General features: G+C 65.6%; 27 protein-coding genes and 2 pseudogenes. 19 read left to right on the plus strand and 10 right to left on the minus strand.

Features of this window, described 5'->3' with window-relative positions:
* The first annotated feature begins 136 nt into the window (after nt 1-136).
* Both JWS13_RS23885 and JWS13_RS23890 read left to right on the plus strand, forming a co-directional pair.
* Complete coding sequence (locus tag JWS13_RS23885; protein WP_206007827.1) at nt 137-1,102, plus strand: sugar phosphate isomerase/epimerase family protein; 966 nt, start codon at nt 137-139, stop codon at nt 1,100-1,102.
* A 129-nt stretch (nt 1,103-1,231) separates the two neighbouring features.
* Nucleotides 1,232-1,912: a class I SAM-dependent methyltransferase gene (locus JWS13_RS23890; protein ID WP_206007828.1), complete on the plus strand. Its 681-nt coding sequence runs from the start codon at nt 1,232-1,234 to the stop codon at nt 1,910-1,912.
* A 3-nt stretch (nt 1,913-1,915) separates the two neighbouring features.
* Here the strand turns inward: JWS13_RS23890 and JWS13_RS23895 are convergent, their stop codons facing one another.
* Nucleotides 1,916-3,145, minus strand: coding sequence for a cytochrome P450 (locus JWS13_RS23895; RefSeq protein WP_206007829.1), 1,230 nt, complete (start codon nt 3,143-3,145; stop codon nt 1,916-1,918).
* A 142-nt stretch (nt 3,146-3,287) separates the two neighbouring features.
* On the opposite strand from JWS13_RS23895, the gene JWS13_RS23900 reads away from it, so the two are divergent.
* Complete coding sequence (locus JWS13_RS23900) at nt 3,288-4,055, plus strand: hypothetical protein (protein ID WP_206007830.1); 768 nt, start codon at nt 3,288-3,290, stop codon at nt 4,053-4,055.
* A 143-nt stretch (nt 4,056-4,198) separates the two neighbouring features.
* Nucleotides 4,199-5,605 carry a guanine deaminase gene (locus tag JWS13_RS23905; protein ID WP_206007832.1) on the plus strand — a complete coding sequence of 469 codons (1,407 nt, stop codon included), beginning with the start codon at nt 4,199-4,201 and terminating at the stop codon, nt 5,603-5,605.
* 46 nt (nt 5,606-5,651) lie between these two features.
* Here the strand turns inward: JWS13_RS23905 and JWS13_RS23910 are convergent, their stop codons facing one another.
* From JWS13_RS23910 to JWS13_RS23925, 4 genes are all read right to left on the minus strand, one after another.
* Nucleotides 5,652-6,122, minus strand: a complete 471-nt coding sequence (locus tag JWS13_RS23910; protein WP_206007833.1) for a DUF4440 domain-containing protein — start codon at nt 6,120-6,122, stop codon at nt 5,652-5,654.
* Between the two features lie 85 nt (nt 6,123-6,207).
* Nucleotides 6,208-7,371 carry a Gfo/Idh/MocA family protein gene (locus JWS13_RS23915; protein ID WP_206007834.1) on the minus strand — a complete coding sequence of 388 codons (1,164 nt, stop codon included), beginning with the start codon at nt 7,369-7,371 and terminating at the stop codon, nt 6,208-6,210.
* Between the two features lie 179 nt (nt 7,372-7,550).
* Nucleotides 7,551-7,832 (minus strand): hypothetical protein, encoded by a 282-nt coding sequence (locus JWS13_RS23920; RefSeq protein WP_206007835.1) that lies wholly within the window; start codon nt 7,830-7,832, stop codon nt 7,551-7,553.
* Nucleotides 7,829-8,110 (minus strand): hypothetical protein, encoded by a 282-nt coding sequence (locus JWS13_RS23925; protein ID WP_206007836.1) that lies wholly within the window; start codon nt 8,108-8,110, stop codon nt 7,829-7,831. Before JWS13_RS23925 ends, JWS13_RS23920 begins: the two co-directional genes overlap by 4 nt.
* A gap of 443 nt (nt 8,111-8,553) precedes the next feature.
* Between JWS13_RS23925 and JWS13_RS23930 the strand changes: the two genes are divergently transcribed.
* The 7 genes and pseudogenes from JWS13_RS23930 to JWS13_RS46480 form a co-directional block, all read left to right on the plus strand.
* Nucleotides 8,554-9,840 (plus strand): cation:proton antiporter, encoded by a 1,287-nt coding sequence (locus JWS13_RS23930; RefSeq protein ID WP_206007839.1) that lies wholly within the window; start codon nt 8,554-8,556, stop codon nt 9,838-9,840.
* Between the two features lie 410 nt (nt 9,841-10,250).
* Nucleotides 10,251-10,820 (plus strand): XRE family transcriptional regulator, encoded by a 570-nt coding sequence (locus JWS13_RS23935; protein WP_206007844.1) that lies wholly within the window; start codon nt 10,251-10,253, stop codon nt 10,818-10,820.
* A 10-nt stretch (nt 10,821-10,830) separates the two neighbouring features.
* Entirely contained in the window at nt 10,831-11,880 is a 1,050-nt protein-coding gene (locus JWS13_RS23940) for a threonine aldolase family protein (protein ID WP_206007845.1), read from the plus strand.
* 110 nt (nt 11,881-11,990) lie between these two features.
* Nucleotides 11,991-12,338 carry an EthD domain-containing protein gene (locus tag JWS13_RS23945; RefSeq protein WP_206007846.1) on the plus strand — a complete coding sequence of 116 codons (348 nt, stop codon included), beginning with the start codon at nt 11,991-11,993 and terminating at the stop codon, nt 12,336-12,338.
* 36 nt (nt 12,339-12,374) lie between these two features.
* The gene (locus JWS13_RS23950; protein WP_241032274.1) at nt 12,375-12,638 is read left to right on the plus strand and encodes a type II toxin-antitoxin system Phd/YefM family antitoxin; all 264 of its coding nucleotides are present in this window, start codon (nt 12,375-12,377) and stop codon (nt 12,636-12,638) included.
* Nucleotides 12,639-12,643: 5 nt separating this feature from the next.
* Entirely contained in the window at nt 12,644-13,015 is a 372-nt protein-coding gene (locus tag JWS13_RS23955) for a type II toxin-antitoxin system VapC family toxin (RefSeq protein WP_241032275.1), read from the plus strand.
* Nucleotides 13,016-13,379: 364 nt separating this feature from the next.
* Nucleotides 13,380-13,478, plus strand: a pseudogene (locus JWS13_RS46480) (DUF7218 family protein); the annotation flags it as partial.
* 100 nt (nt 13,479-13,578) lie between these two features.
* Here JWS13_RS46480 and JWS13_RS23960 read toward each other — a convergent pair.
* Nucleotides 13,579-13,752, minus strand: a complete 174-nt coding sequence (locus JWS13_RS23960; RefSeq protein ID WP_420855053.1) for an Orn/Lys/Arg family decarboxylase — start codon at nt 13,750-13,752, stop codon at nt 13,579-13,581.
* Nucleotides 13,753-13,786: 34 nt separating this feature from the next.
* On the opposite strand from JWS13_RS23960, the gene JWS13_RS23965 reads away from it, so the two are divergent.
* From JWS13_RS23965 to JWS13_RS23980, 3 genes are all read left to right on the plus strand, one after another.
* Nucleotides 13,787-14,077 (plus strand): hypothetical protein, encoded by a 291-nt coding sequence (locus tag JWS13_RS23965; RefSeq protein ID WP_206007849.1) that lies wholly within the window; start codon nt 13,787-13,789, stop codon nt 14,075-14,077.
* 1,268 nt (nt 14,078-15,345) lie between these two features.
* Nucleotides 15,346-17,484 (plus strand): catalase, encoded by a 2,139-nt coding sequence (locus JWS13_RS23975; RefSeq protein WP_206007857.1) that lies wholly within the window; start codon nt 15,346-15,348, stop codon nt 17,482-17,484.
* 158 nt (nt 17,485-17,642) lie between these two features.
* Nucleotides 17,643-18,323 carry a GAF and ANTAR domain-containing protein gene (locus JWS13_RS23980; protein ID WP_206007859.1) on the plus strand — a complete coding sequence of 227 codons (681 nt, stop codon included), beginning with the start codon at nt 17,643-17,645 and terminating at the stop codon, nt 18,321-18,323.
* A 153-nt stretch (nt 18,324-18,476) separates the two neighbouring features.
* Here the strand turns inward: JWS13_RS23980 and JWS13_RS23985 are convergent, their stop codons facing one another.
* From JWS13_RS23985 to JWS13_RS23995, 3 genes are all read right to left on the minus strand, one after another.
* Nucleotides 18,477-18,977 carry a hemerythrin domain-containing protein gene (locus tag JWS13_RS23985; RefSeq protein WP_206007861.1) on the minus strand — a complete coding sequence of 167 codons (501 nt, stop codon included), beginning with the start codon at nt 18,975-18,977 and terminating at the stop codon, nt 18,477-18,479.
* A 95-nt stretch (nt 18,978-19,072) separates the two neighbouring features.
* Nucleotides 19,073-19,456, minus strand: a complete 384-nt coding sequence (locus JWS13_RS23990; RefSeq protein WP_206007863.1) for a J domain-containing protein — start codon at nt 19,454-19,456, stop codon at nt 19,073-19,075.
* A 216-nt stretch (nt 19,457-19,672) separates the two neighbouring features.
* The gene (locus JWS13_RS23995) at nt 19,673-20,095 is read right to left on the minus strand and encodes an Hsp20/alpha crystallin family protein (protein WP_206007870.1); all 423 of its coding nucleotides are present in this window, start codon (nt 20,093-20,095) and stop codon (nt 19,673-19,675) included.
* Between the two features lie 125 nt (nt 20,096-20,220).
* Here JWS13_RS23995 and JWS13_RS24000 point away from each other — a divergent pair.
* The 4 genes and pseudogenes from JWS13_RS24000 to JWS13_RS24015 all read left to right on the plus strand — a co-directional run.
* A pseudogene (locus tag JWS13_RS24000) lies at nt 20,221-20,559 on the plus strand (MerR family transcriptional regulator); the annotation flags it as partial.
* A gap of 61 nt (nt 20,560-20,620) precedes the next feature.
* Entirely contained in the window at nt 20,621-21,424 is an 804-nt protein-coding gene (locus JWS13_RS24005) for an ANTAR domain-containing response regulator (RefSeq protein ID WP_206007874.1), read from the plus strand.
* Between the two features lie 170 nt (nt 21,425-21,594).
* On the plus strand, nt 21,595-21,921 hold the full coding sequence (locus JWS13_RS24010; RefSeq protein ID WP_206007876.1) for a DUF1049 domain-containing protein: 327 nt from the start codon (nt 21,595-21,597) through the stop codon (nt 21,919-21,921).
* A 127-nt stretch (nt 21,922-22,048) separates the two neighbouring features.
* Nucleotides 22,049-22,720: a PAS and ANTAR domain-containing protein gene (locus JWS13_RS24015; protein ID WP_206007878.1), complete on the plus strand. Its 672-nt coding sequence runs from the start codon at nt 22,049-22,051 to the stop codon at nt 22,718-22,720.
* Between the two features lie 9 nt (nt 22,721-22,729).
* On the opposite strand, the gene JWS13_RS24020 is transcribed toward JWS13_RS24015, so the two are convergent.
* Nucleotides 22,730-23,218, minus strand: a complete 489-nt coding sequence (locus JWS13_RS24020; protein WP_206007880.1) for a hypothetical protein — start codon at nt 23,216-23,218, stop codon at nt 22,730-22,732.
* Between the two features lie 272 nt (nt 23,219-23,490).
* Here JWS13_RS24020 and JWS13_RS24025 point away from each other — a divergent pair, with 272 nt between their 5' ends.
* A complete protein-coding gene (locus tag JWS13_RS24025) occupies nt 23,491-25,668 on the plus strand; it encodes a glutamine synthetase III family protein (protein ID WP_206007886.1) in 2,178 nt (725 codons plus the stop codon).
* Nucleotides 25,669-25,698 lie beyond the last annotated feature (30 nt).

Genomic DNA, 25,698 nt, shown 5'->3' on the forward strand with positions numbered 1-25,698 from the left:
CGGCGTGAACGGCAGCGGCGGACGCGTCGGCGAGCGTGCCCGGCTCGCCGTCGCCGCCGGGCATATGTCTTGACAAATAGCGGTACTAGAACGTACTAGTTGTGTTACGACGTCTCCCGACAGGAAGTGCACAGCGATGAAAATCGGACTACTCACCGACTCGGTCAGCCATCTGCCCTTCGAAGCTGCACTGGACCTCGCGCGCACCCACGGACTGTCGTCCGTCGAGGTCGCCACGGGAAACTGGTCGGAGAGTCCGCATGCGGATCTGCCCGCCCTCGTGTCGTCCGACGGGGCGCGGGAGGAGTTCCTCGGCAAGATCACGTCCCGCGGGCTGACCCTCAGCGCTCTCACCGCCAACGGCAACCAACTCCACCCGGTCACCGGGGACCGGCAGGCAACGGTCGTCCGCGACACCATCACGGCGGCCAGCGCACTCGGAGTCCCGACAGTCGTCCTCATGTCGGGATTACCGGGCGCCGAGGGTGACTCGTCGCCCAATTGGATCACCACGTCCTGGCCGCCGGAGAACCTGGACATCCTCGCCTACCAATGGCAGGAGGTGGCGATTCCCTATTGGAAGGAACTCGCCGCCTTCGCGCGCGACGCCAACGTGCGTCTTGCCGTCGAAGCCTGTGGCGCCCAACTCGTCCACAACGTGTCGACTCTGCACCGGCTGATCGACAGCGCCGGGGCGGACGTCGTCGGCGCCAATCTCGACCCCTCGCACCTCATGTGGATGGGCGCGGACATCCCCGCCGTCATCCGGTCCCTCGGCGAGTCCATCTTCCACGTCCACGCCAAGGACATCCGGATCAACCGGTGGAACGCCGAGAACGACGGTCTGATCGACACCGTTCCGATCACCACCCCGCACGACCGCGCATGGAACTACGTCACCCTCGGCCTGGGACATCCGGACGGGCAGCAGTTCTGGGCCGACTTCGTCTACAACCTCCGGTCCGTCGGCTACGACGGCGCGCTCAACATCGAGCACGAGGACGCGCTCGTCAGTTCGATCGAGGGCGTCGGCCGGGCGGCCGCACTGCTGAACCAGGTGGTGCTCACCGAAACCCCCGACTGGACACCGGCCCGCGTGTAAGTGGACAACCGTATAGATGGACCAGCGTGTACGCCAGGTAACCCTTAATCTATGAGCGACAACGGCGCGGAAAGTGAACCCGCACAGGTTCGGGCGCCGTGGGAACCCGGGATACCTAGGAGCGCGACCATGCCGCTGACACCGTTCGACCCCATCACCGCGATCTACACACCGGCTCACGCCTGGATGTACGAGACCATCGTGGCACCGGCCGTCTTCCGCTCACGCCGCGTCATCGACGAGTACTTCCTGCCGCATCTCCCCCCGAACGCCCGCATCCTGGACGTCGGTTCGGGTGGGGCGCTGTTCACCAAGTACCTCGCCGACCAGCGCCCCGACGTGCACATTCTGGGTCTCGATCTGTCTCAGGCGCAGATCAAGCGCGCCACCAAACGCATGCGCAGCTACGGCGACCGGGTGCGGTTCGACGTGGGCGACGCCACGAAGCTGGACTTCGCCGATCAGAGCTTCGACGGCGTGATCAGCTACGGCTCCATCAAGCACTGGTCGTCGCGCGAGGCCGGACTCGCCGAGTGCGTGCGTGTCCTGAAGCCGGGCGGACCGTTGCTGATCACGGATGCAGACCGCAGCACGAGTTTCGAGGACGCCGAGAAGTTCGTCGAGGACTACAAGGCGCCGCGCATCCTCGGTGCCGTCAACCTCGCGATCTTCCACACGTGGATCGCCGGGCGCTCGATCAGTCTCGACGAGGCGCGTGACCTCGCGGGCCGGATCGAGCTCGACGACGCGACCGTAGCCCGCATCACCGACATGCCGCTCGTCATGATTTCCGGTCGCCGGCCTGCCTGAACGTCACGGTCGGTCGCCTGCACGGGCCGGCAGTGACGCGATGCCGCTGACGAATGCGGAGAGCAGCAACTCCGGCTCGCCCACCGCGTGGAGTCCGGGGTGGGCGGTGAACAGTTCCTCGAGCATGACCCGCAGCTCGAGCTTCGCGAGGTTCACGCCCAGGCAGTGGTGGATGTCCTTCGCGCCGAAGCCGAGTTGCTTGCCCGCGTTCGGGCGAGTGATGTCGAACCGATCCGGATCGTCGAAGACGCGCTCGTCGTGGTTGGCGGACAGGTACCACATGACGACCTTGTCCCCGGCCGCGATGTGGGCGCCGCCGATCTCGGTGTCGACGGTTGCGGTGCGGCGCATGTAGGGCACCGGGGACGCGAAGCGGATCACCTCGTCGATCGTGTTGTCGATGTGGGCGGGGAAATCGGCGAGCAGCAATTCCTTCTGGCTGGGATGTTCACTGAGCAGGTGCAGCGCCCAGGCCAGCGCCTGCCGGGTGGTCTCGAAACCCGCCGTGATCAGCAGGATGACGAACGACCCGAATTCCGTCGGCGTCAGGGTCTCCCCGTCGACCATCGTCGACACCAGGCGGGACGTCAGATCGTCGCCGGGGTCGGCCTTGCGTTTCTCGCCGAGTTCGAGGGCGTACCCGTAGATCTGGCCGAGACCGGCCGCGCCACCGGGGGCGGTGACGAATTCCTGATCCCCACCTCCGGAGACGACGTCGGCTGCCGCCGCCAGGATCATCGGCCGGTCGCTCTCCGGGATCCCGAGCAACTCGCAGATCACCTGCACCGGCAACCGGGTCGCGGCCTCGGGGACGAAGTCGAACACCGTGTCCCGGGGCAGGTCGGCGGCGATCTGCCGGGCGTAACCGCGGACCCGCTCGCCGATGCCCCGCACCGACGCCGCGGTGAACGCCGATTGCACGATGCCCCGCAGATGCTGGTGCCGGGGGTTGTCCATCGCGATCATCGACATGGCGAATTCGAGGATCTCGACGGGGACGTCGTCGATGGTGAAGCCCTTGGCCGAGGAGAAGACCTCCGGGTTCCGGCTCACCGCCACCACGTCGTCGTATCCGACGACCGACCAGAAGCCCGGACCGTCTGTTTCGGTGTGGAACTCGATCGGCGAACGCTGACGAAGCCCCGCGAACAGCGCGCGACGATCCGCGAAGCTGCGGTCCCAGAACACGCGTGCGGCAGGCGAGATGATTGTTTCGGACGCAGAACCCGTCACCGGTCCCCCTCGGTCGGTCGAACAGACACTGCGACCCTACTGGGCGCGCAGCGGTTGCGCAGGTGAGGCATCACCGCAGGTCAACGGCTATGATCATAGAGTCGGCCTGCGGTGCGCCGGAGATGAACGGGGAGGACGACCTGTGACGTTGAGGGTTCGACTCGGCGACCTGCGAGAGTTGCGCGATCATCCGTTGGGGACGATCGAAGCGGGATTCCGGGCCGATTTGACGCAGCAGGAGGCCTTCACCCGAGGTCGCGGCCCCTTTCCCGGTGATGCCGAGACTGTCTTCTCCGAACGGGAACTGTTCGTCACCGCTCCCGACGACGAGGTGCTGGCGGTCGCGACGATCACCGGTGTGCGCGAGTACGACGGCGAGTTCCTCGTCGACGGCGACCTGGTCGTCGACCACGAGCGGGTGGGGACGCGGCTACTGATCAGGACCCCCGCCGAGAACGTGTTCTCCTGCGCCGACGAAGAATCGGCGTGGGCGGGCTCGATCGAACGGGCACGGTGGATCTACGTGCGGGCGCTGGTCGAGGTCGCAACGGTCAAGACCGCCTCCTACGACCGTCGGCTCGCGGGCGCGGATCCCGCTGCCGACCCCGAGGCGACCCTGGCCACCGCCGAGGAGACGATGCAGGTGGTGCCCCGGTACGTGATGATCCACCGCAGCGGGAAGCTGCGACTCGGCGGTCCGTATGCCGACGTCGCGGACTGGGACGGGCGCGTGGAACCCTGGTCCGACTACGGATACGTCGACTGCCTGCGCCTCGACGACGTCCTGGGCACCAGCGGCGACCTCGACATCGACGCTCTTCGGCCACTCACCTCGCGGGCGGCCGCCGCGGAACTCCTCGAGTCGCTGGGATGGGACAAGGTCATCCGCCGATTCGTCGAGGCTCGCTGATCGTTGCGCCGACCGCCGGACGCGCGGAATCCAACGCAGACGGCTTGGTCTGTTCGGCCGCGACCCGGGTCTGATCAGTGGCATTGTAAGTGTGGGCTGTTATCTCATCGCATGATCCGTTACCACTCGACGGGAGTTCACGCATGGCCACGCACATCCACCTCGGACACATCTTCCACATCGCAGGCGCACCGAAAGTGACCGAAGCCGCGGCCGCTCTCGTTTCGATACCCGACGGCGCCCTGGTGCTGGACGACGGTGGGCGAATCGCGTTCTGCGGCGACCGCGCGGAGATCCCGTCCGAGTACGAGTCCGGCACCGTGCACGATCACCGGCCCGGGTTTCTGCTACCCGGGTTCGTCGACACCCACGTCCATTTCCCCCAGACGTACGCCGGCGACTCCTACGGCGGCGGGCAACTTCTGGAGTGGCTGACCCTGTGCATGTTCCCGTCGGAGGCGAAGTTCGCCGACCCGGAGTTCGCGCAGCAGGCGGCCGTCGAGTTCACCAACCGGCGCATCTCGGCGGGCACCACCGCCGCCATGGTGTTCGGTTCGGCGTTTCCGCATGCACAGGACGCGTTGTTCACCGAGACGCAGAAGGCCGGCCTGCGCATCGTCAGTGGCCGCGGAATTCAAACCGTCGGTGACGAAACCGCTCAGCCGCTGATGACGTCCGAAGAGGACGCCATCCGGCTCACCCGCGAGGAGATCGACAAGTGGCACGGCGCCGACACCGGCGACGTCGACACCGCACTGCTGCACGTGGCGATCATCCCGCGGTTCTCGCTGTCGGTGACGCCGGAAACCTTGAAGAATCTCGGGGAACTCTACGACGAGGTACGCGACCGCGGAGTGTATGTGCACTCGCATCTCAACGAGAACAACCGTCCCGGCACCGGCGAGGTCGACTCGACCAAGGAGACGTACCAGGTGAACTCGTACCTGGACACCTACGACGGGAAGTTCCTGCCCGGCTCGGCGGTCGGCGGAAAGAGCCTGCTGGGCCGACGCACGATCCTCGCGCACTGCGTGCACTGCCAGGACGTCGAACTGGAGCGGATGGCCGAGACCGGTACGTCGGTCTCGCACTGTCCGATCTCACAACTGTTCCTCGGATCCGGAACGATGCCGTGGAAGCGCACGGTCGCGTCGGGTGTCACCATCTCCGTGGGAAGCGATTTCGGCGGCGGCGACGAATGGCTGATTCCGCGGGTGCTCGGCGACGCGTTCAAGGTGCACATCACCGAGGCCGGTGACGACGGGGTGTCGATGCACCCCGCCGAGATGCTGTTCGTCGGCACCCTCGGCGGCGCCCGGGCCCTGGACATGGAGAACCGGTTCGGCAACTTCGACGCCGGGAAGGAAGCCGACTTCGTCGTCGTCGACCCGTCGGGCACACCGACGCTCGACGGGTTACTGCGCAACGGCTTCCGGTCGTCCGATCCCGAGCTCGCCCGCGATCAGACCCTGTTCGCGCTGCTGATGGGGATCCGCGAGACGTCCATCACCGAGGTGTACGTCGCGGGCAAACGCGCCAAGTCGTCCTAGACCGACGGTGGTGGCCGACCTCGCGGGCCGGCCACCACCGCGGTGCTCAGCTGGGGTTCACCGACGAATGATGGTTGGCGATCAACCACTTTCCGTCTTCGTACCGGTACACCCACGTGACCCGCGCCGCCACGTCCTGGCCGTTGGCGTTGATGACCCAGCGGCCCACGTTGTAGGCGAGGTTGCAGTCCGAATACTTGTAGCTTTCTTCCATCCGGGCCGTGGGGTCGGCCTTGATCAGGTTGACGAAATACTCGGTTATCTCCTCCGGAGTGTCGGCGATGGGTACCGAAAGAGTCGGCAGCAGTATCGCGTCCGGCCGGTACAGCGCGGCCACCCTGCTCGCGTCGCCGGAGACCAGTGCATCGTTCCAACTCGTGAAAAGCGCATCCAACTCACTGTCACTCGCGCGGACGCAACTGTCCTCGCTTGCGGACGTACTGTCCGAAGAACACGAGACCACCGAAATTGCCAACGCGAGAACCGCTATGCCGGTGCCGAACGGTTTGGTGTTCATACCAACCTCCGCGGAGAAAGGCGCGTACGGGATCGACCCGCCAACCGATCAAGCGTAACCCCGCGACCGGGCGGCGCGGATCGGATCAGCGCACCCCGACCCACGCACCCGAAGCGACCGATGCGGTGATGGCGTCGAGGGTTTCGGCCGCGGCGACGGCGTCGGCGATCGTTGCGCCCTGGGGCTTTCCGTCGACGATCGAGGTGATGAAGTTGTTTCCCTCGATGACCTTGAGGTCGTCGTAGCTCATCGAGGACGCGGACCCCGGCTGGAAGCGCGCGTAGGCTCCGGCGTCGGGCCCCACCCAGACCGTCGTGACCGGCTGGTCCTGATACCTGCTGCCGAGGCTCGTGCCGAGTTCGTTCATCCGGCGGAAGTCCCAGTACACCGCACCTTTCGTGCCGTGGATCTCGAACCCGTAGTTGTTCTGTTCGCCGACGGCGACGCGGCTGGCGTCCAGCGTCACCCGCCCGCCCGATGCGAGGCGGAGCAGCGCGCTGACGAAGTCGTCGTTCTCCACCGGCCCCAACTTGCCGCCGGTGGCGCGCGCATGCCCGCTGGTGGCCCCCGTCGGGACGGCGCGCTGCGGGATGAAGACGGCGGTGTCGGCCACGACGGCGTCGATGTCCCCGAGCAGGTACCGGACCAGGTCGACGCCGTGCGAGGCGAGATCGCCCAGCACGCCCGACCCACCGCGCGCGTTCTCGTAACGCCAGCTCAGCGCGCCGTCCGGATGTGCCGCGTAGTCGCTGAGGAAGCGGAACCGTGCATGGGTGATGGTGCCCAGTTCGCCCGAGGCGATGAGGTCGTGTGCCATCGCGACGGCAGGTGCGTGCCGGTAGTTGAACCCGACGGTCGACTGGACGCCGGCCTTCTCGACGGCGGCAGCAACAGCCTTCGCGTCCTCGGACGACAGCCCGACCGGCTTCTCGATCCAGATGTGTTTGCCCGCCTCGGCCATCGCGACGCCGATCTCGCGGTGCAGAAAATTCGGTGCGGTGATGCTGACCGCGTCGATGTTCTCGTCGGCGGCGATGTCGCGCCAGTCCGTCAGCGCTGCGCCGAACCCGAACTGGGCGGCGGCTTCCTCGGCGCGACCGGGTACCTCGTCGGCGACGGCGGCCAGCCGGAGCGTCGGCGCTTCCGGGAAGTGGTGGCGCTGCCGCAGATACGCGTTGGTGTGCACTCGGCCCATCCAGCCGAATCCGGCCACTGCTACTGCGATCTCGGTGGGGTGGACGTTGGTCAAGGTCGACTCCGGAACTACTCGGTGCGGCGGGTGTCTCTACGACACTGCTGTGCGCCGGGAGCGAAGTCAATCGTTTGTGCGGACAAAGTGGCTCTCGAGGGGAATTTGATGGGTTTCCGCCGGGCGCAGGCAGGGGACCGCCGGCCCCGGGCCAGCGTTCCCCTTGCCTTCCTCGACGGCTATGCGTCCGCGCGTCGCACCAACGTCGGTACGCCGGCGTCGACCCGAACCACACACTGATCGAGCGACTCGAACATCTCGTCCCCTGACGATCCGGGAACGGAGACGTCGTGCAACACTTGCCCTCCCGATGCCAGAAGCGACACCTGCGGAGCAACGTCCGCACCCGAGTGCGGGATCGAGTCCGCGTCCGCGGTCCGCAGGACGGCGGCGAGAATGCTGCCGGTTTCGTCCGTCAGGACCTGCACGTGGGAAATCTTCGGTGATTCCTGCGTGGTCATGCGAGTACGCCTCCTTCGAGATGGAACCAGATGCCCGAATTCGAGCTGTTGTGAATGCCGAGCGCGTACCACTGCCTGCTGGGACCGCCGAACACCGGTTCATTGGCCGTGCCCTGCCACTGCGTCACCAGGACCTTTGGGCCGCCACCACCCTGACTGGCATCGAGTTTCGGCGTCGCCAGCTGCGGCCCCTTCCAGATGTCCCCGAACGAGAAAGTGAATTGATTCGCCTGACCAGCGGCGAGAAAAAGCCCCTGCGGCGTTGTCGACCAAGCCATTTCGGTGTCCTTCCGTCGATTCGCGAATGCGATACAGAACCGACCGTACGGCGACCTGCGCCGGTTGAACCGAGTAGTCGACTACGCGAATCCCGTGCCGGACGCGGTGTTCGGTGCGAATCAGGGCACGATCATTCGGTGGGCTTAGGATGGCCTACGCCAGCGTACTTCAGCCACAGCGTGCGGTGCTCGATATCCATCAAGTACCAGACCCGACCGCTCGCGCGGGGCGCCGCTCCGGATGTCCGAGGGTCAAGGTCGTCGACCACGGTGAATTACAGGCGATCGGACGCTCCGCCGCCCCGGCCCGGTAGGAGATCGGCCGACACGGCCGGACCAGTGCAGCGATCCGGTCAAACCATGGTGACCGCGGGGTTCGTCGTGCTTGGCTGGATGCACGAGACCGGATGAGGAGTCATGGTCATGACCGAGCCGTTCACGCGATGACCTGGGCGATACCGGCGATCGCCGCGATGCTGCTCGCCTTCGCCGCGATCTCCCGGAAAGTTGCGGGTACCCCGCTCACGGCGTCGATCGCCTTCACGGCGGGTGGGCTCGCGCTGGGAGCGGAAGGGCTGGGCCTGATCGAGGTGGACGTCACGGACGAGACCATCAAACTGCTCGCCGAGGTAACGCTCGCACTCGTACTCTTCACCGACGCGTCGAACGTCGATCTGACCGCGCTGCGTCCCGAGATCGCAGTCCCGGCACGACTTCTCGGATTCGGCCTGCCGCTGACCATCGCCGCGGGCTTCGGCGCCGCGGTGCTCGTGTTCGACGACTTCGGCTGGCCGGAGGCGTTGCTGCTGGCGGTGATCCTGGCGCCGACCGACGCGGCGCTCGGACAAGCGGTCGTGACGCTGCCCGCTCTACCGACGCGGGTGCGGCAAGGCCTCAACGTCGAGAGCGGACTCAACGACGGCATCTGTGTGCCACTGTTCCTGATCGTCCTCGCGGTCGCCCGCGCCGAATCGGGGGCGATCGGTGGTGGCTCCGCCGCGCTCCTGGTCGCCGAGCAGATCGGCTACGGCATCCTCGCCGGACTGGGCGCCGGGGCGGTCGCGGCAGCCATCGTGGTCGTCGCCGGCCGGCGCGGTGCGATCGACCCGCTGTGGATCCAAATCGTCCCGGTCGCCGCCGCCGTGCTCTCCTACACGATCGCCGTTCCGCTCGGCGGGTCCGGTTTCATCGCGGCGTTCGTCGGTGGTCTCGCCTTCGGTGCCATCCGACGGCGGGTGGGAGGTGAACTCTCGCACATGATCGAGGAGTCCGGGGATCTCTTCAACGCGGTGACCTTCATCGTCTTCGGTGCGGTGCTGCTCGGTCCCGCGCTCGGTCACCTGTCGTGGCAGGTGCTCGTCTACGCAGCGCTCAGCCTGACCGTCGTGCGGATGGTGCCGGTGGCGCTCTCCCTCGTCGGCCTGCACGCACGGGGGCCGACCATCGCCTTTCTCGGCTGGTTCGGCCCGCGCGGGCTCGCCACCATCGTCTTCGTGGTCCTGATCGTCGAGGAGTCAGGCGAACTCCCGCACGAAAACCTGCTGCTGACGACCACGCTGGTCACCATCGGCGCCTCGGTCCTCGCCCATGGACTCACCGCCGCGCCGCTCGCCGATCGTTACGCGGCTTGGTTCCGGGGGCATCCTCGGCCGGAGACCCTTCACATCGAAGCGTCCGGGGAGAAGCCGGGCGACGTCCGTCCTCGAGTGGACGACGGCGGCGAGCAATAGCGCAACCATCCACTGGGGCAAACAGAGCAGGGGGGCAAACAGAGGAGGGCCGCCGGCACCTTCCCCGGTGTCGGCGGCTCTTCTTCCCCTCCGGGAACGCTGCGCAATGCAGGTCTTGCCCGGGCAGGGATGACAGTGACGCCATATCGCCTCTCGGCAAGTGGTCGCTCGTAGCGACTGTTCTGGTGTGGTACCCGGGGTATGAGCGCCACCGTCAGCCTCTTCAACAGCGGACTGCCCGGTGGTATTCCGACGCCTGCACAGGAGTCACGCCGTGCCACTCCCTCGGTGTCAGCTCAGCGACGGGTTGCCGACCAGCATAATGGTCATTACACTGAACGAATAGTTCATTTTACTGAACGAACTGGCTGACTGAGTTCAAGTGACCGTTTCCAGATCGAGGTGTGTGTATGCCCAATTCCGAGGGGCAATCGGCGAACGACAGGTGCGCCGCTATCGGTGAACAGATCGTGATGCGCCGAACCCAACGGGGAATGACCGCAGCTGAGCTCGCACGCCGCGCAGGTATCAGCAAAGCGACCTTGTCAGGACTCGAATCAGGTACCGGGAACCCGACGATCACGACCCTTGATTCGCTTGCGGTGGCACTCAGAATTCCGCTCACCGACCTCATTACCGGCGATCGAGATGCCGGACCGCTCCATCTGCGAGGAACCGGCGTCGAGCCCGGCGAGGTGAAGCGTGAACTTCTCCGCAGGATCAGCGGCGGGCATTCGGTCGAAATATGGCGGATGCGACTACCCGCGAACCACTCCAGCACAGGCCTTCCTCACGCAGACGGCACAGTCGAGCAGCTCTATGTCTCGTCTGGGCACCTTCGTGCAGGACCCGTGGACAACCCCACCGCGCTGGGACCGGGCGACTTGCTCGCCTTTGCCGGCGACGCGCCGCACGTTTACATCACGTCGAACGAGCCAGTCGACTTGACCGTGACATTCATTGTCCCAGTATCAAATTGAAAGGTCATCCATGACCACGACTGCCACCCCGCTGCAGGGATACCTCAGCGACAACGCTGCAGGCGCGTCCCCCCAGATCCTCGCCGCGATGACGGCAGCAGCCGAGGGCCTGGCCGCGCCGTACGGCAATGACGAGCTTTCACAGTCGGTGCGGACGAAGTTCGCCGACGTCTTCGACCATCACGTCGACGTTTTCCCGGTCGGCACCGGTTCGGCGGCGAACGGACTCGCGTTGGCCGCTCTGACGCCTCCGTGGGGCGCAGTCCTGTCGCACCCGGATGCTCACATCAACAACGACGAGGCAGGCGCACCGGAGTTCTTCACGAATGGTGCGAGATCAATCCTCGTGGACGGCCCGGATTCCAAGATCGACACGGACTTGTTCCGCGCAGCAGTAGGCCGGAGGAGAGGAGATGTCCATAGCGTGCAGCCGTCCGTAGTCAGCCTCACACAGGCAACCGAGGCCGGTAGCGTCTACAGTCTGGGCGAACTCGCGGAACTGTCGTCGATCGCGCACGAGGCGGGTCTTCGTGTCCATATGGACGGTGCCCGTTTCGCCAACGCCCTGATCGCGATCGGAGCTTCCCCGGCCGAAATGAGCTGGAAGGCAGGAGTGGACATTCTGTCGTTCGGTGCCACGAAGAACGGTGCGATGACCGCGGACGCCGTAATCTCGTTCGACAGTCGGCTCGCTACCGAACTGCAATACCGCCACAAGCGTGCAGGTCAGCTCACTTCCAAAATGCGCTTCCAGACAGCGCAGCTCGGCGCCTACCTCGACGACGGCCTCTGGCTGAACAATGCGCGTCACGCGAACGACATGGCGTCACGACTGCGCGACGGCCTCGCAGGGCTCCCCGGAGTGGAGATCCTGAGCAAGAGCGGCGCCAACATTCTGTTCTGCCATTTTCCCGAGCACCTTTCGGTCGATCTCAAAGCTCAGGGGTACGCCTTCTACGACGACCGATGGGGACCGGGAGTCGTACGATTCGTGACGTCTTTCGCCCACCACTCATCGGACATCGACAAGCTTTTGTCGTCGGTAACCGAACTTATCTGATGAAGTGCGACCACGACCTTTACTTGGGGCCGCGACACCGACCGTGAGATCCGGTTCCGCTGAGCGAGATCGCGGATTCACGGCGTTGCCATGCCCTTTACCGTCGGCGCATGATCAAAGCCATCGCACTCCTCGCCCGCAGGACGGACCTCACCCGTGCCGAGTTCGTCGAGTACTACGAGAACAATCACTCGAAGTTGATCCGTAGCCTGTTGCCGCAGATCATCGAGTATCGGCGCAACTACCTCGATCTCGATTCCGGCATCGGTGCCGACGGTGTCGCCGACCCCGACTTCGACGTGATCAGCGAGTTCGTGTTCGACGACCGCGCCGCGTACGACGCCATGCTCGCCACCCATTCCCGGCCCGACGTCCGTGCGGCGATCGAAGCCGACGAGGAAAACTTCCTGGACCGCACCCGCACCCGCATGTACGTCGTCGACGTTCGGGACAGCTGAGACGCAGGCGGTCGCCAGGCGCGCAAAGTGGCACTAGTGGCACCATTAGGCATGGAGAGGTTAGGGCTGAAAGACCTGCGCCGGCATGCCGCCGACTACGTCAAACGTGCCGAAGCCGGGGAGACGATGCTGATCACGGTCGCCGGCCGGCCGAGCACGATCCTCGGCCCAGCCGGGCGGAAGACGTGGTGTGCCTTCGATGAGGTCGCCGATATCTTTCGGACGGATACCGACCCGACGTGGGAGGCCGACCGCGGCCTGATCGACGACCCGATCGCAGACCCCTGGGCTTCGCGGTGAGGACAGTGCTCGATACGAGCATTCTGATCACGAGCGATGTCCCGCCCATTGACGGGGAGGTCGCGATCAGTGCCGTGAGCCTGGCGGAACTGCACTTCGGGCTCCTGGCCGCCACCACGGCGGACCAGCGAGCTCAGCGGTTGCAGCGGCTGATTGCCGTGGAACGCAAGTTCGAACCCCTCCCCGTCGACGCAGGTGTCGCTCGAAGTTACGGGCAGCTTGCCGCCGCCGTGCGAGCATATGGCCGCAAACTTCAGCCCCGAGCCCTTGATCTGATGATCGCCGCCACCGCGCACGCGAACAACGCCCGACTCCTCACCCGCAACGCGGACGATCTTCGCGGCATCGAACACCTGCTCGAGTTCGACACCATCTGACGGTCCCCTGCGGTAGGTGGAGTTGCCGTCACCGCGACTCGCATAACCGACCGGTAGGGCAGGAGCCTCGAGACCCTGGCCAGCACCATCTTCCAGGCCTGGGCTATCGAAGCCGACGAGAAGAACTTCCTGGACCGCACCCGCACCCGCCCGTACGTCGTCTACGTAGGGGACAGCTCGCAGGCCTTGGCCCTGCCTGGCGTCGCCGCTCACCCGGCGGGGTAGACCGGGCTCCACTACGCGGCCCTCAGGCGATCCTTTGATCGGGTTACGCCGGAAATAGTGAGGGTAATCGGAGGGATAGGTGCCGTGGCGTTCCGGAGCACCAGCGGCGCCGAGGCCGCGCCGGTTCAGCCGAGAGCCGGTGCACAAGGAAGTTCGCAAGGATGGCGCGTCGAAGGAGAAGGCCGCACGAATTGCGAACTCGGCCGCAAATCGTGGTCGGTCCGGCATCGGCCGCAATGGCCGCAAGTCGTCGTCGTACCAGGACTGGACTGTCGACGAGTTGGAGAAGTCGGCGAAAGAGGTCGGTTTGTCCGGGTATTGCGACGACCGGAATTTGTTCAGACTTGCATCGGTAGCTCCGGTATCGCCATTCCAGCGTGACGGGAGCTGCGTTCATATTCGACGACGACCGCGTCGAGGCGTTCGCCCGGCACGACTGCCGGAATCCCCGGAGGGAAGGGGGTGAGTTGTTCGGCGGCGATGCGCCCGGCCGCCTTGTCGGCGTCGACCATCTCGGCCGATCCGAAGAACGCCCCACCCGGAGACATGACCGATTCGAGCTGCAGCTCGTCCGGCGACGGAATCGGCGGAAACGGCATCGACCCGATCTCCGGCGACCCGGTCCCCGCGACCGATCCGATCGAGCGCCTCGGCGACCACGTCCGCCCCGCCCTGAAACGCACCGGGCACTATCAACAGACGCAGCAGGCATTACAAGCGGTACTCGCCTGCGGCAACAGCGTCATCCGGCAGCGGCGCACCTTCCGCACCGGCACAGCGCACGACCTGCTCGGCCGGACCACCCTCGCGAAACATCCGACACCGCGCGAAGGCTGATTATCTTCTCCCGCACCACCTTGACGGTGTAAAGAGAACGCTTCGGTCACCCGAGGATTGCGGGCCCGGGATTGCACCTTCTCCCCGCGGGGTACTTCGACACGTACGCCGTCGTCGTGTCCGGACGCGACGACGACCAGGCCCTCCGGTTCAGACCGGAGCCGGCGGGGCCGACCGAAAGTGCTGACAGTCCGGATGAGTCGGTAACAGTCCCGTGTTCGACGAGCGTGCTGAACGGATCGCTGTGGCGGCCCGTGATCGTCACCTCACCATCGAATCTCTGACTGGCAGGAGATTTCCCCCGTTCTCGGTGCCGCCGTCCGCATCCGAGTGGTATCGAGGCAGCATCGTGGCCTATGTCAGTTCCGTGAAACACCGACTGCTGCGTGTCCCCGACGGTCCGGTCGTCAGCGAGCTCAGCGCTGATATCCATATACACGCGACCTCGGCACCGAGGCGACCCGGATCACGCGCGCATTCTTTCGGGCACTGAGCATCGACCAGAGCCGTTCTTCTATCCGGAGATTTGCACGGAGCCGCGCGGCCGGACACTACCGGCAACGGGACTTACTATTACTGAGAGTATTTCGAAGCCGCGCATGGGTTGGCAGCATCGGCGCCAGCAGAGGCGAGGGGCGGTTCAGCCGTTACCCGACGACTTCCTCCCGACCCGCCTCTTCAGCGAGATGTACGCGATAACGCCGACCAGAATCAGGATTCCAATGATCTCCACGGGAAGCGAATACCCGGTAGTAGGATTCCTCAAGCGAGACCACCGAACCAGTTTGCACTGCACGGCTATTCGAAATCTTACTACTTCTTGCCTTCGGCCCTGCCGACGCCTCCCTGATGTGCGGGCCCCACCCCGGAATCGCTGCCCTCGGTCTCGCCACCTTGAGCGGCAGGCTTCTCCTCCGCCGGTGACGCGACCGCGCCAAGTGGGGTCTCCTCGGGTTTCGGTGACTGCGTTCCGCCGGTGTCGACATGCTCGTTGCGCTCCGGGCGCCCTCCTGGGTGCTCGTCGTCCGGCCTTCAGACGGCGGGATTGGCGGCCTCGCGTCGCCGGGAGACAACGAGCCGTGATCTTTGCATTAGCTAGGCCCAGGGACGCGAATGCGAAACAGCGTCTCGCGGCCGGGACAGTTCGGCTGTCGCGCTCCTCGTGGAGCGTGATTCGGTTTGCGAACATCTGGGCACTCCGTGAAGTACAGACCGTACAGCAACGTTGCGGCGCCGATCCCACAGATTTTCCAGCGAGGAGCTACGCCGTGTCCAAGAAGAACCCGCCCATCCCCGGAACTCCCGGGTCCGGCACTCCGACGCTCGCCGAGCCCACGGAGCCCACCGAGCCGTTGCCGCCGAAGTCCGATCAGCGGGCGCCCGAACTGCACACCGCGACTGGGCAACCCATCGAGGGGCCGGACACGGCACGCGGTCAGAAGGGTGAGCGCCTCACCACGGCGCAGGGTGTACGACTCTACGACACCGACCACTCGCTCAAGGCCGGTGAGCGGGGACCGACCCTGCTCCAGGACCACCACCTACGCGAAAAAATCACGCACTTCGATCACGAGCGTATTCCGGAGCGGGTGGTGCACGCACGGGGCGCGGCCGCTCACGGTGTCTTTCGTGCATATGGTTCCGCCGAACCGATCAGCAAGGCAGCGTTCCTCGGAAAGGACGTCGAGACGCCGGTCTTCGTCCGGTTCTCCACCGTGCTCGGCTCCCGGGGGTCGGCCGACGCCGTCCGCGACACCCGCGGGTTCGCGACCAAGTTCTACACCGGCGAAGGCACCTTCGACTTGGTGGGAAACAACATTCCGGTGTTCTTCATCCAGGACGGCATCAAGTTCCCCGACATCATTCATGCCGGCAAACCGCACCCGGACCGCGAGATCCCGCAGGCACAGAGTGCGCACGACACGTTCTGGGACTTCGTGTCCCTGCACACCGAGGCCACGGCGCACACGTTGTGGAACATGTCCGATCGAGGCATCCCGCGCTCGTATCGGATGATGGAAGGCTTCGGCGTCAACACCTTCCGGATGGTGAATGCGGCGGGCGACAGTTCGCTCGTGAAGTTCCACTGGAAGCCGAAACTGGGTGTGCACTCCCTGGTGTGGGAGGAAGCGCAGATCGTCAACGGCATGGACCCCGACTACCACCGCCGCGATCTCGCCGACGCGATCGAGTCCGGTGCCTACCCTCAGTGGGAGTTGGGTATCCAGGCGTTCCCCGACACCCCGGAGCAGATGTTCGAGGGCATCGACCTGCTCGATCCGACGAAGATCGTGCCCGAAGAACTGGCGCCGGTGCAGCCGATCGGGCTGATGACGCTGGACGCGAATCCGACGAACTTCTTCGCCGAGACGGAGCAGGTGGCGTTCCACCCCGGGCACCTCGTCCCGGGGATCGATGTCACCGACGACCCACTGCTGCAGGCGCGGCTGTTCTCCTACCTCGACACCCAGATCAGCCGGCTCGGCGGGCCCAACTTCGGACAGATCCCCATCAACCGGCCACACGCGGAGGTCAACGACATGCTGCGCGACGGCATGCACCAGAACGGGGTCCATCCCGGGGTGGCGCCGTACCGGCCGAACTCCCTCGACGCCGGTTGCCCGTTCCTGGCCGGGGCCGACACGGCGTTCGTCGAGGTGCCGGTGCCGATGCCGGAATCGACGAAGCTGCGGGGCGCGCCCGCCAGTTACGACGATCACTTCTCGCAGGCCCGACTGTTCTACGCCAGTCTCAGCGCCGTTGAACAGGCCCACGTTGCCCAGGCCTACACGTTCGAGCTGGGCAAGTGCTACGAGCAAGCGATCAAGGAGCGCGCCCTTGGGGTCATCGCAAATATCGACCCCGGCCTGTGCGCGACGGTCGCCGAGGGACTCGGCCTACCGGCACCGGAGCCGACCGTCGCGTACGACTTCGCGCCGACGCCCAGCCCGGCGCTGTCGCAGGTCGGCGCCGAGTGGCCCCTGGACGGCAGGATCATCGGCATCGTCGCCGACGAGACGTCCAATCTGTCCGAGGTGGGCGACCTCGTCGAGAAGATCGGCAAGAACAGCATGGTTCCGCTCGTCATCGGCCCCCACGGAGGTGAACTGGGCTCGGGCAAAGCCGCCGTGCCGGTGTCCCGAACGTTTCTCACGATGCGGTCGGTGGAGTTCGACGCCGTCGTCGTCGCGGCTTCGACGTCGGACCCACGAGTCCAGGTGCTGCTGACCGAAGCGTTCCGGCACTGCAAGGCGATCGGGGGATGGGCCGTGGGTCGCGACGCCCTCGATGAGGCCGGAATTCCGGCCGACGCCCCCGGCATCGTGATCGCCGACGACGCGTCTGCCCTGTTCGTCGGCATCACTGCGCTGATGAAGTCCCACCGGGTGTGGGAACGGCTCACATGACAGCGCCGGGATGCGCTGGGGTGCGCTGACCGTCACGCGGACCCCAGCGCACCCCTGACCGAGCGGCTTGAATTTCGTCATGCCGGTGATGTGGGGAGACCTTCGGGGTACTCACGTCGTGGGCAGACGAGTTGACCACGCCCGGCGAAGGGGTTGGCATGAACACATCGGACACCGCGGATCCGAGTCGGAGGATGGCCGCGCTCGCACGCACCCTGTCCGCGCCTCGGACGGTCGACGAGCGGCTTCGTGCCATCACCGCATCCGTGGTCGACTTGATGCCTTCCAAGACGTGCGCCGGCATCCTCCTCATATCCAAAGGATCCTCGTTCCAGACGGTGGCACCGACGTCACCGCTGCTCCGAAAACTCGACTCGGTGCAGGAAGAGCTCGGGCAGGGTCCCTGCGTGGCAGCTGCGATCAAGAATCTCGTCGTCCGCAGCGACGATCTTCGTGCCGAGACGCGGTGGCCACAGTTTGCCGCCGCCGCTGTCGACGCAGGAATCCTCAGTTCCATATCGTTCCAGCTGTACACGGCCCGGGAAAAGATGGGAGCGCTGAACCTTTTCGCGTTCGAGCCGAACGCATTCGGCCCCGAGGAAGAAGCCACGGCCGAGGTGCTGGCAGCTCATGCCGCGCTGGCGTTGACAGCGGCGCGGACGGAAGAGCAGCTCCGATCCGCGATCTCCTCCCGAGACATCATCGGGCAGGCCAAGGGGATGTTGATGGAACGGTTCGGCATCAACGCAATCGAAGCTTTCGAACTTCTCACCAAGCTGTCTCAGGAAACGAACATACGACTCAACGCCGTCGCGCAGCAGGTCATCGAACGTAGGTGAAAGGGGTCGGGTGAGGGTGATCGAATGTCAGATCACCCCCACCCAGGGTGGGTGCCGCCGATGCGGGTCGTATCGACCCGTCAGTCAGATGGTGGCGGCACCGAGCTCGAGCAAAAACAAACCGGTCAGTGGCAGGGCGTCCGCATCCGACAGCTAATCGAGTACGGCGTCGACCGTCTTCTTCAGAGCCGATGGTTGCGCAGGAGACCTGGGGGCCTTCTCCTTCAGCTCGAGCAACCGAACACCCATTTCCTGGAGTCGTTTGCGCCCCAGCTCCTCCCGCACTTTGGGGAACCACTCTTGTTCTTCTTCTTCGATGTGGTGCTCGACGGTTTCGATCAGCACGGTGGCCTTCGCGTCGAACCTTTCGTCGTCCGGTTTCATCCCCGCAAGCTCCGTCACCAGCACGTCGGCAACGTGGTGTTCCTCGTAGGATTCGAGGATGTCGTCCTCGAGGTCTGGGGCGAGTTCACGTACGTCCGGGTACATGACCTCGTTTTCGATGTACGTGTGCACCGTCAGTGCCTCGATGATCTTGTCGACGATGCGGCCCTTTTCGACGCGGGCGTCCGGCCCGGCGCCGCGGAAGTCCCGGAACAGCTTTCGAATTTCTTTGTGGTCGCTTTTCAGGAGCACGATCGCGTCGGTCGACATTGATACCTCACAGTGGTGGTCGGGGAGAGCGGGGCGAGTGCGATGTCGTCACTACGCATTACCCACTCGCGGCGGTGGCTAACACCGTCTCTCGATCACCTGTGCCGGCGAAGCGGCCCGATCCGGAGCGAGAACGTGATCGCCCGCCGGGGTGTGCCACGCCGGACGACGACCCGGACTCGGCGTGTGCCTGACGCGGGGTGACGAGGTGCCTGCGCAGGCGACCGATTCGGAGCCGGGCCGGGGTCTTCCGCGGCGGCACGGTCGTAGGCGGCACGGCGTGCCGGGTCACGGAGCAGCGCGTAGGCGGCGAGAATGCGTTGAAGTTCTTCGTCCGCCACGGGATCGGTGGTCGGCGAGGGCGTGCGGGTGTCCGGATGGTGCGCGTGCAACAAGCGCCGGTAGGCGCGAACAATCTGCGTCTGGGACGCATCAACCGTAAGTCCCAGGACTCGGTACGGGTTCCTCTCGGTGGTCATCACCGAAACCTTCCGCGAGTGGCACCGTCCCCTGCGGGCGGTCTTGTCTCCGTCTCGTCACCGTGACCGTAGGCGCCGGGGCCTGCGGTCACGGTGGAGAGCGCTGTGTGGCACGGGCCTCCTACGGGCGCACGTCGGCGAGGATGCCGCCCGAATCGGTCGCGCGCAGAGTGTATTCGAGCTCGTGCCACAGCCGTTTCGTCGCACAGCTCTCGGTCAGGCGCTGACGGCCTTTCTTTCGGAATGTCCACTGCTGATCTCGATCTTGCGTGGCTTGGCCTTCTCCGCGAACGGGATCGTCAACCGCAGTACACCGGCGTCGTAGTGCGCCTCGATCTTGTCCGCGTCGAGGTTCTCGCCCAGGAATAGCTGCCGACTGAACAGGCCGCGTGGCCGCTCTGCCGCCACCATCTCCTGTGTCTCGTCGAGTGCCGGTCGTTCGGCGCGGACCGTCACCGTGTCGCGTTCGACGTCCAGGTCCAGCGAGTCGGCGTCGACTCCGGGGAGGTCGAATTCGACCACGAAACGGTTGTCTTCACGCCAGGCGTCCATCGGCATCACCGCCGGACGGGCTGCGGTGCCGAGGATCTGCTGTGTCAGACGGTCGAGATCGCGGAACGGATCCGTACGCATCAACATCGTGTCCACCTCCAGAAACCCTCTCATTTCGCTAGGTAAACTGCAGCAGATGCTGTAGATTCGGTATAGCATTGGCCACAAGCGATGGCAAGAGGAAACCGGAGAAAATCCCGATCGGAGGCAAGATGTCCGAGAAGTTCCAGTCGAGATCCCGGCGCGGGGTCTACGGCATCTCGGTGGCCTCCGAGCTGTCCGGTTTCGGCATCGCGGCGCTGCGCCTGTACGAGGAGTACGGCTTGGTGACCCCGACGCGAACCAGCGGTGGCACCCGCCGCTACAGCGACTACGACCTGGGCCGCCTCAAACGCATCGCGGAACTCATTGACGCCGGGGTCAACCTCGTCGGGATCGGCCGGGTGCTCGACCTCGAGCACCGCACCGGCGAACTCGAACGCCACAACCGGCGCCTCGAAGCTGCCAACGCCCGTCTGCGTGGCCGAGAGGAAGCGACGGACGTCGCCGACGTAGTTCCCGAAGCCGACCGATTCGAGCAGTAAGTCCATTCACCGGGAAGGGGTGTGTGTCATGAGCGAGAACACCACAGTCCACCTGGCCCTATCCGAGGCCACACGAGCGCTCGAAACCGTCACCACGGCGCTGGCCACGCTGCGCGACGAGGCCGCCGCCCATGAACCACTCACCGGTGTGCTCGACCGGCTCGCCCACACGGTGGTGGCCGCGGTGCCCGAGGCCGACGCCGTCACCGTCACCCATCTCGAAGTGTCCGGCCCGCGCACGGTCGCGCTGACCGACGAGTCCGTCGCCGCCATCGACGACCACCAGTACGAGGCAGGCCGCGGCCCGTGTCTGCAGGCCGCCACCTCCGGGCAACCGGTCCGCGCGGTGGTCGGCGAGTATGCCGAGCTGTGGCCGGAATTCACCGCCGCTGCGGAGGAGGCGGGAGTCCGGGCGTATCTCTCGGTCCCGCTGCTGGTCGCCACCCCGGGGGAAGGTCCCGGTGAGTTGGCAGGCTCGTTCAACATCTACGCCCGGAGCGCGGCCGCGTTCGACCCGTTCGACGAGACACTCATGGAACTGTTCAGCACCGCCGCTTCGGCCGCGATCAGCAACGCCCGCCGCTGGCACCGTGCGCGCACCCAGGTCGAGCAGCTCACCGAGGCGCTCACCACGCGGGCCGAGATCGACCAGGCCAAGGGAGTGCTGATGGCCGTGCACCGCATCACCGCCGACGAGGCTTTCGCCCGCCTCACCGACGTCTCCCAGCGCACCAACACCAAACTGCACGAACTCGCCCGCAGCGTGATGGCTCAGTGGATCGAGCGCGGCGTCCCGACCGGGAACGGTCGCCGCGAACCGGGGCAGACGTGAATCGGAATCGAGGAAGAGTTCAACCGATGACTACGTTGCGTTTTCCCGGCCCTGGCTCGAAGGCGCAGGGAAAGCGGCCGTGATCTACATGGGTGCGTCCAGCCGGCAGGGCCGTTCCGGTCGGCGAGCGAGCGGGATTGGGTGAATGTTGGCCGGGGTACTCGAGTCTCATGGCACGCCCCTTCGAAGAACCCGTGGGCACCGGACCGCAGGTCCCGGTGGGAGACCCGGTGGGTAGCGACGACCCGCCGTCCAGCCCCGGCGCGCACGATGCACGTCCCGGGGTACCGCCCGAGGTGGCGAGAGGCAAAGGGATACGGCACACCCGTACCGGGGCGACCTGGACCGGTCTGGTGATCGGAACTCTTGTCCTCGTCCTACTGTTGATCTTCATTCTCCAGAACCTCGACGGCGCGGTGATCATGGCACTCGTCGGCAGTATCAGGATTCTGCAGATCCGCCGCGCCGCGAATCGGCAGCGGAAACTGACATCCTGATACGTCGTGCGGTGGAGTATGGCGACGTCGGTGTGACCGATTCGTGCATACTTCGATCTGCGTGCTCGGCATACTGGAACGACAAGAAAGCGAGACCGGTCGAGCACAGAGAGCAGCGGGTGAAGCTGTGGACGGTGGTGAGCTCCTCGGCTCGACTGCACCCCCACAGGGCGGAAGTTTCCGGTTCTACCTCGACGGCGAACGCTGGCAGTGGTCCGACCCCGTCGCCCGGATGCACGGCTACCAGCCGGGTGAGGTCATCCCTACCACCGAACTTCTTCTGTCCCACAAGCATCCGGACGATCAACCGCAGGTCGCGGCACTGTTCGACAAGATGATCCACGCCGGTGAGCCGTTCAGCAGCAAGCACCGCATCATCGACACCGACGGTCGCATCCATCACGTCATCGTGGTCGGCGACCGCATGCTGGACGAGAACGACAAGGTCATCGGTACGTCCGGGTACTACATCGACGTCACCGAGACGTTGGAGACCGACCCACGCGAATACAACCAGGCGCTCACCGAGGCCGTCGCCGAACTCGCCACATCGCGGGCAGTGATCGAGCAAGCCAAGGGTGCGCTGATGCTCGTCTACGGCATCTCCTCCGAACGGGCCTTCGGCATCCTCACCTGGCGCTCACAGGAGACCAACACCAAACTCCGCACCCTCGCCGAACGCTTCGTCGACGCCCTCGCCGCGGAGGCGACCCTCCCCGTCTCGTTCCGCGCCCGGTTCGACCACCTGCTCCTGACCGCGCACGAGCATCCCGACCGTGGGCCGGGAACAAGGAACTGATCTTCCTCGCTATGCGGTGGTCACGTCGGGTGGATCGGGAAGGTCGACGTCGAGGACGAAGTCGAGCCAGATGAGGGCGTCGGCGAGGGTCGCCGCGCGCATGGTGACGTCGAATTGTTCGGCAGCGGCCAGCGACTGCCGGGCCTCTTCGCGGTCCTCGGCGAGGAACGCCGACACGGTCCGCAGTACCCAGCGCTCCGACGCCGACAGGGCGTCGACGTCGACGGGCCCGCCGTCGGTGAAGCGCAGGTCGAGGATGAACCTCTCCCCCGGTCCCGCGGCGCCCAGACGTGCGGTGACCACCCCGACGATGGCATCGACGACCCAGGCGAGCACGGCACGGTATTCCGGCCGCTCTCCGACCGCATGCGGTTCGGCGCACACCCGGGATATCTCGCCCGAGAACCGCGCGGCGTCACGGTCACCGACCAGTTGCATCAGCCGGCCGCCGACGGCCGCGGCCGACGAACTGGTGGGGCTGTCCGCGTTCGATCCCATACTTCGAGAGTGCCCTGACCCGGGCACCGTCACGCAGCCCGGTCGATCACACCCAGTCGCCGGCACGCGCCGGCAGCCTCAACTGACGTACCGAATGCGAACGGTGTAGTTTTGCCGGAGGCCTTATCCTCAGGGGACTCTGCGTGAGGACCGTCACGGCGGTCTGACACGGCCGAGAAATCTGCACGAAACATTCACGTTACGTTCCGTTCGTACAGTGTTGCCCCGACGCACCCCCACCTCATCCGCGGGGTACACGCGAGGAGAAACACATGAGTGGGAATGCCGTCCGTCTGCAGGCGATCAAGGACGTCGAGGCCTACGTGCCCCCGGCCGTCAGTTTCGTGGACGACGAGAAGCCGGGCGAGATCTTCGGTCAGAACGTGTTCAGCAAGGCCGTGATGCAGAAGCGTCTGCCGAAGTCGGTCTACAAGTCCGTCATCGCCACGATCGAGAAGGGCAAGCCGCTCGACCCGATGGTCGCCGACGCGGTCGCGTCCGCGATGAAGGACTGGGCACTGGAGAAGGGCGCCACGCACTACGCGCACGTCTTCTACCCCCTGACCGGCCTGACCGCGGAGAAGCACGACAGCTTCTTCGACCCGGTCGGCGACGGCTCGGCGCTCGCCGAATTCGCAGGTAAGACGCTCGTCCAGGGCGAGCCCGACGCGTCGAGCTTCCCCAACGGCGGCCTCCGCAACACGTTCGAGGCACGCGGGTACACCGGGTGGGACGTCACCAGCCCGGCCTATGTGCTGGAGAACCCGAACGGCAACACCCTGTGCATCCCGACGGTGTTCGTGTCGATGACCGGGGACGCGCTCGACCACAAGACACCGCTGCTGCGGTCGCAGCAGGCGATGGGTGTCCACGCGGAACGCATCCTGACGCTCTTCGGCCACGACGACGTCGAGAACATCGTCTCGTTCTGCGGACCGGAACAGGAATACTTCCTCGTCGACCGGCACTTCTTCCTCGCCCGGCCCGACCTGCTCAACTCCGGCCGCACCCTGTTTGGCGCCAAGCCGCCCAAGGGCCAGGAGTTCGACGACCACTACTTCGGTGCCATCCCGGAGCGCGTTCTCGGCTTCATGATGGACACCGAACGTGAGCTGTTCAAGCTCGGCATTCCGGCGAAGACCCGGCACAACGAGGTCGCCCCCGGGCAGTTCGAGATCGCACCGATGTTCGAACGCGGCAACATCGCCGCCGACCATCAGCAACTGCTGATGACGACGCTCAAGACGATCGCCAAGAAGCACGGCATGGCGTGCCTGTTCCACGAGAAGCCGTTCGACGGTGTCAACGGGTCCGGCAAGCACGTCAACTTCTCGCTCGGCAATTCCGAACTCGGCAGCCTCCTCGTGCCCGGCGACAACCCGCACGACAACGCCCAGTTCCTCGTGTTCTGTGCGGCCGTCATCCGCGGGGTGCACAAGTACGGCGGCCTGCTCCGCGCCTCCGTCGCGTCGGCGACCAACGATCACCGACTCGGCGCGAACGAGGCTCCCCCGGCCATCATCTCCGTCTTCCTCGGAGATCAGCTCGCCGGTGTGTTCGAGCAGATCGCGAAGGGTGCGGCCACCTCGTCGAAGGGGAAGGGCACCATGAAGATCGGTGTCGACACCCTGCCCGTGCTCCCGACCGATCCGGGCGACCGCAACCGCACGAGCCCGTTCGCCTTCACCGGCAACCGGTTCGAGTTCCGGGCGCCGGGTTCGATGCAGACCGTCAGCGGACCCATCGTCACGATCAACACGATCATGGCCGAGTCGCTCGACTACATCGCCACCGAACTCGAGACCGCGGTCGCGAACGGCACCGACTTCGACACGGCAGTGCAGAACCTGCTCACCGAGATCATCACCAACCACGGTGACGTCGTGTTCAACGGCGACGGGTACTCGGAGAACTGGCAGAACGAGGCGGCCGCGCGCGGACTGCCGAACCTGCGCACCACCCTCGACGCGCTGCCCGAACTGATCACCGAATCGGCGGTCGAGCTGTTCGGCAAGTACCGGGTGTTCAACGACCGGGAGATGCACTCCCGCTACGAGATCGGCCTCGAACAGTACGCGCTGACGATCGGTGTGGAAGCACGGCTGACCCTGGAATTGGGACAGACGTCGATCCTCCCCGCCGCGATTCGCTACCAGACCGAGTTGGCGCAGAACGTCGCGGCACTGAAGGCGGCCGGCGTGGACGCGGACCTGTCCGCACTCGAGGCCGTGTCCGCACCCCTGACGAACCTCAGGATTGCGCTCGCCGACTTGAAGTCCGCCCTCGCCGCTCAGGGTGAATCGGAGGCATTGGCGGAGGCCACGCACGCGAAGGACGCCCTCCTGCCCGCGATGGCTGCCGTTCGCTCAGCAGCAGACAGCCTCGAGGACATCGTGGCCGACGACCTCTGGCCGCTGCCCACGTACCAGGAGATGCTCTACGTCCTCTGACGGACTCGAGTAGATCTGCACGTCATCCAG

The organism is Rhodococcus pseudokoreensis (assembly GCF_017068395.1).
Lineage (GTDB): Bacteria > Actinomycetota > Actinomycetes > Mycobacteriales > Mycobacteriaceae > Rhodococcus_F > Rhodococcus_F pseudokoreensis.